General features: G+C 63.4%; 7 protein-coding genes. 4 read left to right on the top strand and 3 right to left on the bottom strand.

Annotated features, from left to right (window positions below; translation table 11 throughout):
* Window positions 1-14 precede the first annotated feature (14 nt).
* The 3 genes from B0E50_RS05420 to B0E50_RS05410 are packed head-to-tail and all read left to right on the top strand — an operon-like array spanning window position 15 to window position 7,875.
* Window positions 15-3,122: an efflux RND transporter permease subunit gene (locus tag B0E50_RS05420; protein ID WP_077440166.1), complete on the top strand. Its 3,108-nt coding sequence runs from the start codon at window positions 15-17 to the stop codon at window positions 3,120-3,122.
* A complete protein-coding gene (locus tag B0E50_RS05415) occupies window positions 3,119-6,424 on the top strand; it encodes an efflux RND transporter permease subunit (protein WP_077440165.1) in 3,306 nt (1,101 codons plus the stop codon). The genes B0E50_RS05420 and B0E50_RS05415 overlap by 4 nt, the downstream gene beginning before the upstream one ends.
* Window positions 6,425-6,426: 2 nt before the next feature.
* Window positions 6,427-7,875, top strand: coding sequence for an efflux transporter outer membrane subunit (locus tag B0E50_RS05410; protein WP_077440164.1), 1,449 nt, complete (start codon window positions 6,427-6,429; stop codon window positions 7,873-7,875).
* Window positions 7,876-7,925: 50 nt separating this feature from the next.
* Here the strand turns inward: B0E50_RS05410 and B0E50_RS05405 are convergent, their stop codons facing one another.
* From B0E50_RS05405 to dbpA, 3 genes are all read right to left on the bottom strand, one after another.
* Window positions 7,926-8,705, bottom strand: a complete 780-nt coding sequence (locus B0E50_RS05405; protein ID WP_077440163.1) for a glutaminyl-peptide cyclotransferase — start codon at window positions 8,703-8,705, stop codon at window positions 7,926-7,928.
* A 46-nt stretch (window positions 8,706-8,751) separates the two neighbouring features.
* Window positions 8,752-10,740: a tetratricopeptide repeat-containing sulfotransferase family protein gene (locus tag B0E50_RS05400; RefSeq protein WP_168170815.1), complete on the bottom strand. Its 1,989-nt coding sequence runs from the start codon at window positions 10,738-10,740 to the stop codon at window positions 8,752-8,754.
* An 83-nt stretch (window positions 10,741-10,823) separates the two neighbouring features.
* Window positions 10,824-12,203, bottom strand: coding sequence for an ATP-dependent RNA helicase DbpA (gene dbpA, locus B0E50_RS05395; RefSeq protein WP_077440161.1), 1,380 nt, complete (start codon window positions 12,201-12,203; stop codon window positions 10,824-10,826).
* 114 nt (window positions 12,204-12,317) lie between these two features.
* Here dbpA and B0E50_RS05390 point away from each other — a divergent pair, with 114 nt between their 5' ends.
* Window positions 12,318-13,115, top strand: a complete 798-nt coding sequence (locus B0E50_RS05390; RefSeq protein ID WP_077440160.1) for an energy transducer TonB — start codon at window positions 12,318-12,320, stop codon at window positions 13,113-13,115.
* Window positions 13,116-13,265: the final 150 nt, after the last annotated feature.

Below are 13,265 nucleotides of genomic sequence, written 5' to 3'. Positions count from 1 at the left end.
GCGGCGGCGACCCGATGAATATTTCCCGCCTGTTCGTACTCAGGCCGGTGGCAACGTCACTGCTGATGATCGCCCTCGTGCTGGTGGGTGTGGTCGCGGTGCGTTTCCTGCCGGTGTCGTCGCTGCCGGGCGTCGACTACCCGACGATCCAGGTGCAGACCTTCTACCCCGGTGCCAGCCCGACGGTGATGGCGACCACGGTGACCGCACCGCTGGAAGTACAACTGGGCGAGATCCCCGGCCTGCAGCAGATGACCTCGAACAGCTCGGCCGGGGCCTCGGTCATCACGCTGCAGTTCAATCTCGCGCTCAACCTCGACGTCGCCGAGCAAAACGTGCAGGAGGCGATCAACGCTTCCAACAGCCTGCTGCCCACCGGTCTGCCGGCACCGCCGACGTATGCCAAGGTGAATCCGGCCGACCAGCCGATCCTTACCCTGGCGGTCACTTCCAACTCGATGTCGCTGCCGCAACTGCAGGACGTCGCCAACAACCGGCTTGGTGCGAAGATTTCCGAAGTATCCGGTGTCGGCCTGGTCACACCCTCCGGCGGCAACGTGCCGGCGGTCAGGGTCGAGGCGGACCCGCAGAAGCTGGCCGCCTACGGGCTCAATATCGACGACCTGCGTTCGCTGATCGCGAACGTCAACGTGAGCCAGCCGAAGGGCAATTTCGACGGCCCTAAGCTCGACTACACGATCAACGGCAACGACCAGATCCAGGATCCGCAGGATTACCTGGCCACGGTGATCTCCTATCAGAACGGTGCGCCGGTGTACCTGCGCGACGTCGCCAAGGTCACCCAGTCCGCACAGAACACCGAGCAGGGTGCCTGGTTCAACAAGACCCAGGCGATCGTGCTCAACGTGCAGCGCCAGCCGGGCGCCAACGTGATCGCCACCGTCAACCAGATCATGAAGGAGCTGCCCGAGCTGGAATCCACGCTGCCGGCGGGGATGAAGGTCGAGGTGGTGTCCGACAGCACCGGCGTGATCCGTTCGTCGGTCACCGATGCGGCGTTCGAGCTGGTGCTGGCGATCGTGCTGGTGGTGCTGGTGATCTTCGTGTTTCTGCGCAACATACCAGCCACGATCATCCCGAGCATTTCCGTGCCGGTGTCGCTGATCGGCACGCTGGCGATGATGTACGAGCTGAACTACTCGATCGACAACCTCTCGCTGATGGCGCTGATCATCGCCACCGGCTTCGTCGTCGACGACTCGATCGTGATGATCGAGAACATCGTGCGCTATCTCGAGGAAGGCATGACGCCGCTGGAGGCGGCCCTGACCGGCGCCGGGCAGATCGGCTTCACCATCGTGTCGCTGACCGTCTCGCTGATCGCGGTGCTTATCCCGCTGCTGTTCATGGGTGGCGTGATCGGTCGCCTGTTCAGCGAGTTCGCGGTGACCCTGGCGATCACCATCGTGCTCTCGGGTATCGTCTCGCTGACCTTGGTGCCCATGCTGTGCGCACGCCTGCTGCGCGCGCAGGCCGACCGGCATCCGAGCCGCTTCGAGCGGATCAGCGAAGGCCTGTTCGACAAGACCCTGGCGGCCTACGAACGCGGCCTGCGCTTCGTGTTGCGCCACCAGGTCCTGACCCTGGTCATCGCCACCGCTACGGTCGCGCTGACCCTGTTCCTCTACATCATCATTCCCAAGGGTCTGTTTCCGACCCAGGACGTGGGCGTGATCCAGGGCATCAGCATCGCCGACAACTCGGTGTCGTACAGCGCGATGGTGGAGCGCCAGGCGGCACTCGCGGAGGCGATCCTGAAGGATCAGGACGTCACCGGGCTGACCTCGTATGTCGGCATCGACGGCACCAATACCACGCTCAACAACGGCCGCTTCCTGATCAACCTGAAGGCACGCGACGACCGTTCGTCGACCGCGGCCGAAATCGCCAGACGCCTGCAGACCGAAGTGGAGAACGTGTCGGGCATCAAGCTGTACCTGCAGCCCGAGCAGGACCTGACCCTCGATACCACGGTGTCGCCGAACCAGTACCAGTTCGTGCTGCGCGGACCCAGCCAGCAGGCCTTCATGCAGTACGTGCCCGCGCTGATCGCGCGCATGAAGCAGATCACCTCGATCACCGACGTCACCAGTGATCTGAACAACGATGGCCTCAGCGTGGATGTCGAGGTGAATCGTCAGCTGGCCGCACGCTATGGCATCACCGCGGCGACGATCGACAACGCGCTCTACGACGCGCTGGGCCAGCGCATCGTCTCGACGATCTTCGACCAGTCCAGCCAGTACCGGGTGATCCTGGTCGCCAAGCCCGAGAGCCTGCCGACGGTCGAGTCGCTCGGCGACCTGTACCTGCCCAGCCAGACCAGCAGCAGTGGTCAGGTGCCACTGAAAGGCATCGCCACCATCAAGATCACCAAGTCACCGCTGGTGATCAGCCATCTGGCGCAGTTCCCCGCAGTCACCATCTCGTTCAACCTGGCCAAGGACGCTTCGCTGAGCAAGGCGGTGGACGAGATCAACCAGGCCGAGCAGGCGGTGCAGCTGCCGCCCTCGATCACCTCCTCGTTCCAGGGTGCTGCGCAGGCATTCCAGGATTCGCTGTCCAGCGAGGTGTACCTGCTGATCGCCGCACTGGTCGCCGTCTACATCGTGCTCGGCGTGCTGTACGAGAGCTTCATCCATCCAGTGACGATTCTCTCGACCTTGCCCTCGGCCGGCATCGGTGCGCTGCTGGCGCTGATGATCGCGGGCAGCGACCTGGACGTGATCGGCATCATCGGCATCGTGCTCTTGATCGGCATCGTCAAGAAGAACGCGATCATGATCGTGGACTTCGCGCTCGAGGCCGAGCGCGAACACGGCAAGCCACCAGCGGAGGCGATCTTCGAGGCTTCGCTGCTGCGCTTCCGGCCGATCCTGATGACGACGCTGGCGGCGATGCTCGGTGCGTTGCCGATGCTGCTGGGTACCGGCACCGGTTCGGAGCTGCGCCGGCCGCTCGGCCTGGCGATCATCGGCGGTTTGGCGTTTAGCCAGGTACTCACCCTGTTCACCACGCCGGTGATCTATCTGTTCTTTGACCGCCTGGCACAGCGCTTCCAACGCAAGCGTCCCGAGCAGGCAGCCGAGCAAGCGCCGTGAACATCCCCGGGCTATTCATCAGGCGACCGGTGGCGACCACGCTGCTGGCGGTCGCCATCGTGCTGTCCGGGTTGCTGGCGTATTTCCACCTGCCGGTGGCGCCGCTGCCGAATGTCACCTATCCGGTCATCGTGGTGCAGGCGAGCATGGCTGGCGCCAGCCCGGACATCATGGCATCTACCGTGGCGGCGCCGCTGGAGCGGCGGCTGGGCACAATCGCTGACGTCAGCGAGCTGACCTCCACCAGCTCGGTCGGTTCGGCGCAGATCGTCATCCAGTTCGGCCTGAGCCGTGACATCAATGGCGCCGCCCGCGACGTGCAGGCGGCGATCCAGGCCTCGCGCGCCGATCTGCCGTCCACGCTGCGCAGCAATCCGAACTACCGCGAGTTCAACCCGGCCGATTCGCCGATCATGGTGCTGGCGTTGACGTCGAACACACTGACTCGTGCGCAGCTCTACGATTCGGCCGACTCGGTGATCCAGCAACAATTGTCGCAGGTCGATGGCGTGGGCCAGATCACCCTGGGCGGCAGTGCGCTGCCGTCGGTGCGTGTGGAATTGGAGCCCGATCAGCTCAACAGCTACGGCATCGGCCTGGAGGACGTGCGCGCGGCGATCAGCTCGGCCAATGCCAACAGCGCCAAGGGCCACATCGACCAGGGCGACCAGCGCTTCGAGGTCACCTCGAACGACCAGATCAACAAGGCGGCACCTTATCGCGACCTGGTGGTGGCCTATCGCAACAACGCACCGGTGCTGCTGCGCGACGTCGCCGACGTCGAGGACTCCGCGGAAAACATCCGCAACGCCGGCCTCTACAACGGCAAGGATGCGGTGCTCGTCATCGTCTATCCGCTGCCTGGTGGCAACATCGTCAAGACCGTGGCGCAGATCCGCAAGGTGCTGCCGTCGATCGAGGCGACGCTGCCGCACAATGTCCACATCGGCATCGCCGTCGATCGCTCGCAATCGGTGAACGCCGCGGTGAACGACACCGAGCGCACCCTGTTCATGGCCGTGCTGCTGGTGATCGGCGTGGTCTTCATCTTCCTGCAGTCGCCACGGGCGATCCTGGTGCCGGCAGTGGCATTGCCGCTGTCGATCATCGGCACGTTCGGGCCGATGTACATGCTCGGCTACAGCATCGACAACCTCTCGCTGATGGCGCTGACCATCGGTACCGGCTTCGTTGTCGACGACGCGGTGGTGGTGCTGGAGAACATCGTGCGCCACGTCGAATCCGGCATGGACGTGCACGAGGCGGCGCTGCAAGGCAGCGCAGAAGTCAGCTTCACGGTGATCTCGATGAGCCTGTCACTGATCGCGGTGTTCCTGCCGATCCTGCTGATGCCAGGCATCATCGGGCTGCTGTTCCACGAGTTCGCGGTGACGCTGTCGATCGCGATCCTGCTCTCGCTGGTGATTTCGCTTACGGTCACCCCAACCATGGCGGCCTATGTACTCAGCCGCAAGACGCTGCATTCCAGGGCGCGCTGGGCACTATGGTACGAACGGCAGTTCGAGCGGTTCAAGAACGCGTATTCCCGTTCGCTCACCACCGTGCTCGATCACGCGTTGCTGGTCGGACTGACCCTGATCGGCCTGATCGTGCTCAACGTCCTGCTGATCAAGCTGGTGCCCTCGACCTTCTTCCCGGAGCAGGACAACGGCATCCTGATGGGCCAGATCATTGCCGACCAGAGTATCTCGTTTCAGGCGATGGAACAGAAGCTCGCGCAGTTGCAGGCGATCGTGCAGAAGGATCCCGCGGTCGCCTCGGTGGCGGGTTTCACCGGTGGCCGTGCGCTCAATACCGCCAACGTGTTCATCGAACTCAAGCCGCTGGCCGTGCGCAAGCTGTCCGCGGCGCAGGTGGTCGATCGCCTGCGGCCCAAGCTCAATGGCGTGTCCGGTGCGAAGCTGTTCCTGCAGGCCGCGCAGGATCTGCATATCGGCGGTCGGTCGTCCGCCGCCGAGTACCAGTACACGCTGACCAGCGACGATCCCACCGCGCTGTTCAAGTGGGTACCGCAACTGGTGACCGCACTAGGCAAGGACCGGACCCAGATGACCGACGTGAACTCGGATCTGCAGCAGAACGGCCTGCAGATCTACGTCAACTTCAATCGCGCCACGTCCGCGCGCTACGGTTTTGCGCCAAACCAGATCGACAGCGTGCTGTACGACGCCTTCGGCCAGCGCACCGTGTCGACCGTCTACAACCAGCTCAACCAGTATTACGTGGTGATGGAGGTCGCACCGAAGTATTGGCAGTATCCGCAGATGCTCGATCGCATGCGCTTCAGTACCGCCGCCGGCAATGCGAGCGGCACCCAGCAGACGCAGATATCGAGCAGCCTGGTCAAACCGGTCACGTCGGTGTCGGCGGTCAATTCGACGCAGGGCACCGCGTCCTCGTCCAATGCACTCAACGCCGACGCCGAGGCCAACCAGCTTACCAATGCCATCTCCAATGCCAAGGGCGGCAGCTCCAGCGGCAGCGCGGACAGTACGTCGAGCGAAACCATGGTGCCGTTTCCGCAGCTGGCGACCTACACCAGCAGCCACACCGCCACCCAGGTCAGCCATCAGGGCGGCCTGGTGGCCGCCACGATCTCCTTCAACCTGCCGCCTGGCGGTTCGCTGAGCAAGGCCACGGACGCGATCAACCGGGCCTCGCAACAGCTGGGCCTGCCTGCCTCGATCCACGGCAGTTTCGCCGGTGCCGCGCAGGTCTACGCACAGTCGATGTCGACGATGCCGCTGTTGATCCTGGCAGCACTGGCGGCGGTGTATATCGTGCTGGGCATCCTTTACGAAAACACCGTCCATCCGATCACCATTCTCTCCACCCTGCCATCGGCCGGCATCGGCGCCACCCTGGCGCTGCTGATTTTCGGCACGCCGTTCTCGGTGATCGCGATGATCGGCATCATCCTGTTGATCGGCATCGTCAAGAAGAACGCGATCATGATGATCGACGTCGCCATCCACTTGCAGCGCGACGAAGGTTACGAACCGATGAAGGCCATCCACGACGCGGCCGTGGTGCGCCTGCGGCCGATCATGATGACCACCGCCGCGGCCGTGCTCGGTGCAGTGCCGCTGGCCATCGGCATCGGCCAGGGCGCGTCGCTGCGTCAGCCACTGGGCATCACCGTCATGGGCGGCCTGATTTTCAGCCAGGTCTTCACGCTGTACACCACGCCAGTGATCTACCTCTATCTCGACCGCTTGCGCGCCAGACTCGCCAAGTGGTCCGCCACCCTGCCGTGGAACAGATCGGACGCGAGCGCATGAACATGAAGATTCTCCACACCACCCTGGCTGCCTCCTTGGCACTGTTGCTCGGCGGCTGCATGGTCGGCCCCGACTACCACCGCCCGCAGGTGGCGACACCGCCGCAATACAAGGAGCTGCCCGGCTGGACGGCAGCAGCGCCGGCGGCCGAGGCGCCAAAAGGCGACTGGTGGACCGGTTTCAACGATCCGCTGCTCAACCAGCTCGAACCAATGGTGTCCGTCTCGAACCAGACCGTGCGGCAGGATTACGCCAATTACCAGGCCGCGCTGGCCGAAGTGCAGGTGGCGCGCAGCAGCTTGTTCCCCACGATCGGCATCACCGGTTCGGCAACCAAGGAGCGCAGCGCAGCCGGAAACAGCGGACTTAGCCTTGGCAGCAAGCCATCGATCAGCACCGCGAGCTCACTCGAGGGCAACGTGAGCTGGGCGCCGGATCTGTGGGGCAAGGTCCGCCGCACGATCGAGGAAAACAAGGCGACTGCCCAGGCCGGCGCAGCGACCCTCGCCAACGCTACCCTGTCCGAGCAGACCGCCTTGGCCACCGCGGTCATCGAATTGCGCGTGAGCGATGCCAACATCGACCTGCTGCAGAAGACCGTCGCGGCATACAAGGAATATCTGCGCGTGATTTCCAACCAGGACACCGCCGGTACCATCGCGCCCTCCGATGTCATCAGTGCGCGGACCCAGCTGGAGAACGCACAGTCCAGCCTGCTTGCCCTTGGCGTCGCCCGTGCGCAGTATGCCCACGCGATTGCGGTGCTGGTTGGCAAGAACCCGGAAGAGCTCGACATCCCGCACAGCACGACGCTGCCGGCGTTGCCCACGGTTCCAGCAGGGGTACCGTCCAGCCTGCTGCAGCGTCGACCGGATATTGCCGTCGCCGAGCGCCAGATGGCTGCGCAGAACGCCGCCGTCGGCGTTGCCATCGCCGCTTATTACCCAAGCCTTTCACTGTCGGCGGCAGATGGCTTCTCGCAATCGCCGCTCACCGGCCTGCTGCACATCGCCAACCATGTCTGGTCGCTGGGTGCCGACGTCAGCGAAACCGTGCTCGACTTCGGCGCACGCCATGGCGAGGTTGCTGCTGCCAGGGCAACCTACGAGGCGACGGTCGCCAATTACCGCGGCACCGTGCTGACCGCGTTCCAGAACGTGGAGGATGACCTTTCCGGCCTGCGCATCCTGGCCCGGCAGGCCGAGGTGCTGGACGCCGCCGTGCATGACGCCACCCGTGGCGCCGAGATCGCGTTCAACGAATACCAGGCCGGCACCGTCGACTACACCACCGCAGCCACCGCCCGGGCTACCGAGTTGAGCACACAGGAGAGCGCGCTCAACGTGCAGCAGCAGCGCCTGCTCGATGCAGTGTCACTGATCGGTGACATCGGCGGCGGCTGGTCGGCCAGCGAACTCGATGATTCGGGGAAATCGACGGCTCAACGTTGAGCACGGGCGCTTGCCGATGAATCCCGGCGGCATGCTCGGCTGCGTCGGCGTCACCGTGCCGGCTGTTTCACCAGCCGGATCTCGAACAGCTTCGGCCAGCGCTTGCCGGTGACGAACAGCCGGTCGTGCGTGGCGTCATAGGCGATGCCGTTGAGCACGTCATTGCCAGGGTCGGGCAGCTTGCTGATATCGAGCAGACCGGTCAGGTCGATCCAGCCGACCACGTGGCCGGTGGCGGGATCGATCCTGGCGATCCGGTTGGTCAGCCAGACGTTGGCGTAGATCTCGCCCTTGACCCATTCCAGCTCGTTGAGATTGGTCACCGGCTGGCCATCGGCCATCACCATGATGCTGCCGGTGGTGGCCAGGGTTTCCGGGTCGAGGATGCGTATCACCGCCGAGCCGTCGCTCATGTACAGATGCCGGTTGTCGCGGGTGAGTGCCCAGCCTTCGCCGGGATAGGTGAAGGTGTGCTGCAGCTTGAAGCTGGCCAGGTCGTAGACGAAGCCGATCTGGGTTTGCCAGGTGAGCTGCACCAGCCTGTCCTTCCAGTCCACGATCCCTTCGCCGAAATACTCTGACGGCACGTTGTAGCGCTGCACCACTTCACCGGTCTTCAGTTCCACCTTGCGCACGGTCGACTGGCCGGTTTCGCCGGTGCTCTCGTAGAGATAGCCGTCCTTGTAGAACAGGCCCTCGGTATAGGCGCCGGTATCGTGCGGATAGACCTGCACGATCCTGTAGCCGTAGACCGGTATGTCCGCCGCCCGTGTCGTGTGCGAGCAGGCGAGCAGGGCGAATGCGAGTGTCCAGGCGAGCCATCGGGTCATGGGCGCATGCTTGGTGAGAGTGGAGGAAAGGATATTTTGCACGTACTCATCGATAGTCCCGCACGATATCCAGCAGAGGCGCCAGCTGTGCCTCGAAGTGCTTCCAGCGTGCAATCGACGATCGGTAAATCGGCTTGCGCACCTGGGCGATGCTGGCGGTCCTGACAACGCGTTTGTTCCGGTGGAAGTCGAGGCAGCGTTCGTCCCAGGGCAGCCCGAGATAATCGAGCAGGCGCCGCGCCTGGCCCTCGGTATCGGCAACCATGTCTTCGTAACGCAGGTCCAGCATGGTGCCGGCCGGTAGCACGCGATGCCAGTGCCGCATCAGCTGGATGTAGCGCAGGTAGTAACGACCGACGGTGCCGAGGTCATAGGTGAAATCGAGATGATTGCCCTCGAACAGGCGCGCGTAGCACGAGAAGCACGAGTCCATCGGGTCGCGCATGGCATGGATGATCTTCGCCTGCGGCAGCATCAGGTGGATCATGCCCACGTGCAGGTAGTTGGCCGGCAACTTGTCGGTGATGCGTTCGGCTTCCGGCGCCAGTCGCCATGCGCGCTCCGCGTACGCTTCGCCGAGGCGGTGGAATTCATCGGCCGACAGCGTGGTGACGACCTCCGGATAGACGCTTGTGCGTTCGCCTGATTTTGCGTCGAGCGAGTGAATTACCTCGTCCAGGTCGGTCAATTCGCCGGCGCCATAGATACCCGGATGCGTGGACAGGATCTGTTCGATCAGCGTGGTACCCGAACGCGGCATGCCGACGATGAAGATCGGTGCCTTGCCGGCATGGCTCGTCCGTGACCGGTTTGCGAAGAAGGTCGTGCTGAACACCGATTGCAGGCGCTCGACCAGCGCGACCTCGCGTGCCTCGTCGTGCGGAAATTGCGCCTGTTGGAGGCGATTGCCTTCCGCGTAGGCGGCAAACGCATCGTCGTAACGGCCGGCATCCTCGCGCATCTTGCCCAGCGCGAACCAGTAGCTGATGCGCCCGTTCAATGGCAACGCCGGGAGCTGGTGTTGCTGGCCTTCGAACAGGTTGAGGTGGGCGTCGTCGGACGCATACGTCCTGAATGGCGCCAGGTTGCAATGCGATTGTAGGAAATCCGGCTTGATAGCTATCGCGGCCTCGAAACACTGGCTGGCTTCCTCCAGCCGGCCCTGTTTCTTCAGGCACAGGCCGAGGTTGTTGAGCGCCATCAGGTGAGCTGGCTCGATCGCCAGCGCATGTCGGTAGCTGCGCTCGGCGTCGAGTTGCCGGTGCCGGTGACGCAGGATGTTGCCGAGATTGAAATGCGCTTCGGCCAGTTCGCCATTGAGCGCGAGCGCCTGACGATAGCTGGCCTCCGCTTCGTCGATGCGTCCCTGCTCGTGCAGCACATTGCCGAGATTGCCATGTGTCTCGGCGGAGTCCGGGGTGATCGCCAGCGCGCGGCGATGGCAGGCCTCCGCCTCTGCCATGCGCCCCTGACTGCGATACACGATGCCCAGGCTGTTGTGCACCTGTGCGTCGTCCGGTCGTGTCGCCAGCACGCGCAGGAAATGTGTTTCGGCCTCACTGGCTTGGTCGATCGCCATCAGGATATGGCCTAGCGTGGCGCGTGCTTCGATGAAATCCGGGCGCAGTGCCAATGCATTCCGGTAGCTGTTCGCGGCATCCGCCAGTCGCTCCTGCGCGCCTAGCGCATGGCCAAGGTTGCAGTGGGCTTCGGCGGAGTCCGGCTTGAGCATGGTGGCATGCCGGTAGCTGTCGGCGGCATCGGCGTGGCGTCCCAATGCCATCAGGCTGTTGCCCAGGTTGAAATGCGCGCCGGCATCGCCCGGCAACAGCGCGACGGCTCGTTGCTGGGCGACTGCGGCGTCGGCGATGCGGCCCTGCGGTTTGAGCGATGCGCCCAGCGCCTTCCAGATGAAACCGCTGTCCGGAAAGCGGACGAGCAGGCTGCGAGCCAGCGCCTCGGCCTCAGCGTGATGGTGTTGGTTGATGAGCTCGACCAGCGCATCCATGTCCTGCCGGCGGGGTGAGTCGATCATGACCGTCGGCGCATCAGGCTGCGGTGTCCTCTCATCGTCTGACATGGAAGTCCCTGGCGACATGTGCGGAAAGCGGGTCGGCGTCAGCCTAGCGGGCGCACGCGGAAGTTGCGCCCCTTGATCTTGCCGGCGCGCAGTCGCTCAAGCGCCTTGTTCGCCAGTGCGCGGCTGATCGCCACGTAGGCGCGGGTGGCGAACACGTCGATCTTGCCGATGTCCTTGGCCTCCAGTCCGGCGTCGCCGGTGAGTGCGCCAAGGATGTCACCGGGGCGCAGTTTGTCCTGCCGACCGGCGTCGATCACCACGGTCTTCATTGGCGCGAGGTGCAGGGTCTTGCCACGTTGCGGCGCGATCTTCAGCGGGCGCCACGGCAACGGCGTGCCGCTCAACTCCTCGATGTTGGCGGCCTTCGACCGCTCGCGCGACGAGCACAGCGTGATCGCCAGGCCCGATTGTCCGGCCCGGCCGGTGCGGCCGATCCGGTGCGTATGCGTCTCCGGGTCGTGCGCGATGTCGTAACTCACCACCAGCGGCAATGCGGCGATGTCGAGGCCGCGCGCGGCCACGTCGGTGGCGACCAGGACCGCGCAGCTGCGGTTGGCGAAGCGCACCAGCACTTCGTCGCGATCACGCTGCTCCATGTCGCCATGCAGGGCCAGCGCCGAAAAGCCGCGGCGGTCGAGTTCCTGCGCCACCGCGTCCACTTCGCGGCGCATATTGCAGAACACCAGTGCGTGCTCGCCGCGTTCGCTGCTCAGCAACTGGGCCAGCGCATCGGGCTTCTGTGCCGGCTCCACTTCGATGAACTGCTGCTCGATCGCCGATTTAGCTTCGATTGGCGCCTCCACCGTGACCACGACCGGATTCTTCTGCACGCGCTGGCTCACCGCGCGGATCTCGTCCGGATACGTCGCCGAGAACAGCAGCGTCTGGTGATGTTTCGCGATGCGCCCGACGATGTCGTCGATCGCCTCGCTGAAACCCATATCGAGCATGCGGTCGGCCTCGTCCAGCACCAGCACCTTGATGCCGCCGCCGTGCAGGCTTTCCCGCTTCAGATGCTCCTGCACACGACCGGGCGTGCCCACCACGATGTGCGGATCGTGCGTGAGCGAGGCCAGCTGCGGCCCCAGCGGCATGCCGCCGCACAGGGTCAGCAGCTTCACATTGGGGATGTTCGCTGCGAGCTTGCGGATCGCCTTGCTGACCTGGTCGGCCAGCTCGCGGGTCGGGCACAGCACCAGCGCCTGCAGCCGGATCGTGTCGACATCCAGCGACTGCAGCAGGCTCAGCCCGAACGCCGCGGTCTTGCCGCTGCCGGTCTGCGCCTGCGCGATCACGTCACGCCCTGCCAGCATCGGCGGCAGGCTCTGCGCCTGCACCGGCGTCATCGTGGCGTAGCCGAGCGTCTCGATGCTGGTGAGCAGGGCGGGTTTGAGCGGGAGCGAGCTGAAGGCGGTCATGCAATATCATCGCACGACACCTTGCGGGAAAAAGGGTCGGTCCGGGGCTCGCTAGTGCCTGTTCGTTCGACGTTAATCAATGCTCTTATGTGAATATTTGATCAAGGGGGATCAATGCGTAATCTGATCGTGGCTGTTATGAGTGCGTTGGCACTATCTGACTGCGCGACGAATACCGTAAGCAATACGGCCAAGCCGGTAGTTGTTTCCATGACACAGCAGGTGCAAACGCAACCGACAACCCGAGCCATAACCTATGACATGAGTACTCGGGTTCAGCCGGTGTACCCGGGATTTGATACCATTTACGGCATCCAGGGCACCGTTGTTGTAATGGTATTGGTGAAGTCAGACGGTCAGGTGGCACATGCAAGGGTCGATAAATATGCGGCCTACCCCGAGCTTGATGACGCTGCAATCAATGCAGTGCGCCAGTGGCACTTCATTCCAGGGCGCAAGAATGGATTAGCGGTGTCGGGCTACGCGCGCATCCCAGTCAACTTCAGTGTGGACAAATGGCTGGTGCCAAAGGATTGGCCAGCGAACTACATACATGCGCGCTCTGTACTGGACATTCACGCAATACCATATTCCTCGGTTGATGATGCCCTGCTGGCTGTATCGACAGCCTTGCGCGAACCGATAGGGTTTAGTCCGAGTGGAAAAATCCAGAATTTCCCCATTCGCGACAATCAAGGAATAGTTCGTGAATGGTGGTTATTTGCCGATATGGATTCGGAATACGCCATGGCGGTGCATTATGTATTTGCGGGCACGACTGCAGCACCGGAGATCAGGGTTTCTTCACTTTGCCGTGGTGGTGCCGGATTTTGTGACAGCAGGACCTCATGGTTATTGATGGGTCCAGTCTTTGCAAGAAACTCGCAGCCGAGTGATGCAAGCTCACCTTAGCGTTTGATTGATTCGACAAGACGCGTTTGAGCATTGAATGCAATGGGGCGTCCATCTATGCGTGCCGCGTGATTGCCGTCACATGACCCTAAGACTTGCATCCGCGTGCCAGTCCGTCGACCCTGTGCAGTTACAGCCCGAGTGATCAGC

Source organism: Rhodanobacter sp. C01 (assembly GCF_002001045.1).
Lineage (GTDB): Bacteria > Pseudomonadota > Gammaproteobacteria > Xanthomonadales > Rhodanobacteraceae > Rhodanobacter.
This window is presented reverse-complemented; position numbering and strand designations above follow the sequence as displayed.